The following is a 3,974-nucleotide window of genomic DNA, read 5'->3' on the forward strand; positions in this document are numbered from 1 at the left end:
AGGCTCAACCGGCGGATATGGCCTGTCGTCGGTGAATCCAGGCTGAATCGGACTCCGGACTAGTCCGGGTAGCCCTGCGGGTTCTCCGACTGCCACCGCCACGTATCGACGCACATGTCGTCGATGGTCTTCGTTGCGCGCCAACCCAATTCGCTGTTAGCGCGGGTAGGGTCGGCGTACGACGCCGCGATGTCGCCCGCGCGGCGGGGTGCGATCTCGTAGGGTACCGGTCGGCCGCTGGCCCGCTCGAACGCGTGGATCACCTCCAGCACTGAAATCCCTTGTCCGGTACCGAGATTCCACACCGACAACGGCTGGTCGACGGAGCTGATCCGGTCCAACGCGGCAACGTGCCCGGCGGCCAGGTCTTCGACGTGGATGTAGTCGCGCACGCCGGTGCCGTCGGGAGTGTCGTAGTCGTCGCCGAAGACGGACAGCTTCTCGCGGCGCCCGACGGCGACCTGTGCGACGAACGGCATGAGGTTGTTCGGGATGCCGCTGGGATCCTCACCGATCTGCCCGCTGGAATGCGCCCCAACGGGATTGAAATAGCGCAGGGCGGCGATCCGCCACGCGGGATCGCTCGCGGCGACGTCGGCGAGGATCTGCTCGATCATCACCTTGGTCCAGCCGTAGGGGTTGGTCGCCGACGTCGGCAGGTCCTCGGTCATCGGCAGTTTCGGTTCGGCGCCGTACACCGTCGCCGACGACGAGAACACCAGCTTGCGCACGTCGTGGCGTTCCATCGCGCGAAGCAGTGAGAACGTACTGCCGAGGTTGTTCGAGTAGTAGTCGAGCGGATTGTCCACCGATTCGCCGACGGCTTTGTAGCCGGCGAAGTGGATCACGGCGTCGATCTTCTCGTTCGCGAAGAGGTGTTCGGTCTTGTCGGCGTCGGCCAGGTCGAAGCTGTGCGTCGGGATCGCTTGTCCGGCAAGGCTTTCCAGGCGTCCGAGGACGGTGGGCTTGGAGTTGGAGAAGTCGTCGACGATCACCACGTCGTGCCCGGCGGCGGTGAGTTTGAGAACGGTGTGCGATCCGATGTAACCCGCACCGCCGCTTACCAATACGCGCATATCAGCCGATCACTTTCTCGTTGGCGGCGTAGCGGTCTTCGACGCCGGACTTGGCACTTTCCCACCACGACTCATTGTCGCGATACCAGTCGATGGTCGCGGCCAGGCCCGAGCGGAAGTCGAGATAGTTCGGCCGCCAACCGAGCTCGTCGCGTAGTCGAGTGGAGTCGATGGCGTAGCGGCGGTCGTGGCCCGGACGGTCGGTGACGAAGTCGAAGGCGTCCGACGGCCGGCCCAGCAGGTCGAGGATCGTTTCGATGACGGTCCGGTTGTCCACCTCGCCGTCGGCTCCGATCAGATAGGTCTCGCCGAGAGCGCCGCGGTCGATGATGGTCCACACCGCGTCGTTGTGGTCGTCGACGTGGATCCAGTCGCGGACATTGCGACCGTCGCCGTAGAGCTTCGGTCGCTGGCCGGACAGGACGTTGGTGATCTGCCGCGGGATGAACTTCTCAATATGTTGATAGGGGCCATAGTTATTCGAGCAGTTCGAGATCGTCGCGGCGACGCCGAACGACCTGACCCACGCGCGCACGAGCAGGTCGCTGCCCGCCTTGGTCGAGCTGTACGGGCTCGACGGGTTGTACGGCGTCTGCTCGGTGAACCGCGCCGGATCGTCGAGTTCGAGGTCGCCGTACACCTCGTCGGTGCTGATGTGGTGATAGCGCACGCCGTGGCGTCGTACGGCCTCCAACAACGTGAAGGTGCCGACCAGATTGGTCTGCACGAATGGCGACGGATCGTTGAGCGAATTATCGTTATGCGACTCCGCTGCGAAGTGAACCACCAGGTCAGCGGTGGCGACCAGCGAATCGACGATATCCGCGTCGGCGACGTCGCCCTCGACCAGCGTGACCTTGTCCCCGACCGCGGCGAGTGTCGCGGGATTGGCGGCGTAGGTGAGTTTGTCGAGCACGGTCAGCGTGACATCGGGTCGTGTCTGCAGAGTCCGCAACACGAAATTGGCGCCGATGAAACCGGCGCCACCGGTGACGAGTACATGCATCGAGAATCTCTCCTTTACGACAGTGACGGCTACAAGTGTACGAACCGGACCCTCCCAACGGCTGGGTACGGCCTGAGTAGCCACTAAGGTTGTCGCATGCGCGGAATCATTCTGGCTGGTGGTACTGGCAGCCGTCTACATCCGATCACCCTCGGCGTGAGCAAGCAGCTTGTGCCGGTCTACGACAAGCCGATGATCTACTATCCGCTGTCGACTCTGATGCTCGCCGGGATCTCCGACATCCTGATCATCACCACGCCCACCGATCGGCCCGCGTTCGAGCATCTGTTGGGCACCGGTGAACAATTCGGGATCAACCTGTCCTACGTCACGCAGCCGTCCCCGGACGGGCTCGCACAGGCGTTCGTCCTCGGTGCCGACCACATCGGCGACGACTCGGTGGCCCTCGTACTCGGCGACAACATCTTCTACGGACCGGGTCTGGGCAGCCGGCTCTCCGGCTTCGACGGCCTGACCGGCGGAGCGATCTTCGCCTACTGGGTCGCCGATCCGGCCGCGTACGGCGTCGTCGACTTCGACGCCGACGGCATTGCCATCTCGCTGGAAGAGAAACCGGCACAACCGAAGTCGAATTTCGCGGTGCCCGGCCTCTACTTCTACGACAACGACGTGATCGAGATAGCCCGTGGCCTGAAGCCAAGTGCGCGTGGGGAGTACGAGATCACCGACGTCAATCGGCACTACCTCGACCGTGGCGACCTCGCGGTTACCGTGCTGCCGCGCGGCACCGCGTGGCTCGACACCGGGACCTTCGACTCACTGCTCGACGCCGGCAACTTCGTCCGCACCGTCGAACAGCGGCAGGGCCTGAAAATCGCTGTGCCGGAAGAGATCGCGTGGCGCAGGGGTTTCCTCGACGACGACGGGCTGGCGCGACGGGCCGAGCCGCTGCGCAAGTCGGGCTACGGCGACTATCTCCTCGAATTACTCGCTCGCGGAAAGGGATCGGCAAACTGATGCAGGTACGAGAGCTGACAATCGGGGGCGCGTGGGAGTTCACGCCGGTCCAGTACGGCGACAGCCGCGGGTTGTTCTTGGAGGCGTTCAAGGCGTCCGTGCTCGGTGGTGCCATCGGTCATCGTTTCGACCTCGCGCAGGTCAACATGTCGGTGTCGTCGGCCGGATCGCTGCGCGGCGTCCACTTCGCCGACGTCCCGCCCGGACAGGCGAAGTATGTGACCTGCCCGAAGGGGGCCGTGCTCGACGTCATCGTCGACATCCGTGTCGGCTCACCGACTTTCGGCGCATACGACACGGTCTTGCTCGACGACGCCGACCGTCGTGCGGTCTACCTGTCCGAGGGGCTGGGCCATGCGTTCCTCGCACTCGAAGACGGTTCGACGGTGACCTACCTGTGCTCGACGGGCTACAACCCCACCGGCGAGCACGGTATCAACCCGCTCGACCCGGCGCTGGGTATCGAGTGGCCGACGGTCGGACGCGACGGTATTCCGCTCGTATACGAACTGTCCGAAAAGGACACGGCGGCACCGACGTTGGCTCAGGCCGCGGAATCGGGATTGTTGCCCGGATACGGCGAGGTGCAGGAGTTCTTGGCGGGGTCCTCCGCTGGTTGAGCCCGGTTTCACCGGTCGGGGCACTGCATCTGCTGGTTGAGCCGTGAGGAGCGCAAGGAGGGTGCTGATCAATCCAACGGGCGGCGCTCACCCGCTGGTTGAGCCGGGCCCGACGAGCGAAGCGAGACGCGCCCGTGTCGAAACCAAGGTGAGTCGAATTGACAACTGTCACAAGGTGTTTGGATTCGTTGGCATCGTCGTCTTGCGAGGTTTCGACACGGGACTCCGCTTGCGCTCCGTCCCGGCTCAACCAGCGGGTGAGGGACGTTTCGGCGTTAATCAGCGCCGTCCTAG

Annotated in this window: 5 protein-coding genes; 3 read left to right on the forward strand and 2 right to left on the reverse strand. The window is 64.2% G+C overall.

All coding sequences use genetic code 11. The features are described from left to right. Positions 1 to 59: 59 nt before the first annotated feature. On the reverse strand, positions 60 to 1,076 hold the full coding sequence (gene galE / locus HH308_RS29150) for a UDP-glucose 4-epimerase GalE (protein WP_170197798.1): 1,017 nt from the start codon (positions 1,074 to 1,076) through the stop codon (positions 60 to 62). 1 nt (position 1,077) lies between these two features. Beyond that, entirely contained in the window at positions 1,078 to 2,082 is a 1,005-nt protein-coding gene (gene rfbB / locus HH308_RS29155) for a dTDP-glucose 4,6-dehydratase (RefSeq protein ID WP_170197799.1), read from the reverse strand. A gap of 96 nt (positions 2,083 to 2,178) precedes the next feature. Here rfbB and rfbA point away from each other — a divergent pair, with 96 nt between their 5' ends. From rfbA to HH308_RS29625, 3 genes are all read left to right on the forward strand, one after another. Then, complete coding sequence (gene rfbA, locus HH308_RS29160) at positions 2,179 to 3,060, forward strand: glucose-1-phosphate thymidylyltransferase RfbA (RefSeq protein ID WP_170197800.1); 882 nt, start codon at positions 2,179 to 2,181, stop codon at positions 3,058 to 3,060. Continuing rightward, positions 3,060 to 3,680: a dTDP-4-dehydrorhamnose 3,5-epimerase family protein gene (locus HH308_RS29165; protein WP_170197801.1), complete on the forward strand. Its 621-nt coding sequence runs from the start codon at positions 3,060 to 3,062 to the stop codon at positions 3,678 to 3,680. The genes rfbA and HH308_RS29165 overlap by 1 nt, the downstream gene beginning before the upstream one ends. Positions 3,681 to 3,741: 61 nt before the next feature. Then, positions 3,742 to 3,974: hypothetical protein (locus tag HH308_RS29625; protein WP_211188985.1), on the forward strand; the 233-nt coding region annotated here is incomplete at its 3' end.

It is taken from the genome of Gordonia asplenii (genome assembly GCF_012933505.1).
In the GTDB taxonomy this organism is placed as follows: Bacteria; Actinomycetota; Actinomycetes; order Mycobacteriales; family Mycobacteriaceae; genus Gordonia; species Gordonia asplenii.

What these genes read in the sequence shown, in the direction of transcription:
- rfbA (WP_170197800.1), top strand. Translation starts at nt 2,179, where the DNA reads ATGCGCGGAATCATTCTGGCTGGTGGTACTGGCAGCCGTCTACATCCG.
- HH308_RS29165 (WP_170197801.1), top strand. Translation starts at nt 3,060, where the DNA reads ATGCAGGTACGAGAGCTGACAATCGGGGGCGCGTGGGAGTTCACGCCG.
- rfbB (WP_170197799.1), bottom strand. Translation starts at nt 2,082, where the DNA reads ATGCATGTACTCGTCACCGGTGGCGCCGGTTTCATCGGCGCCAATTTC.
- galE (WP_170197798.1), bottom strand. Translation starts at nt 1,076, where the DNA reads ATGCGCGTATTGGTAAGCGGCGGTGCGGGTTACATCGGATCGCACACC.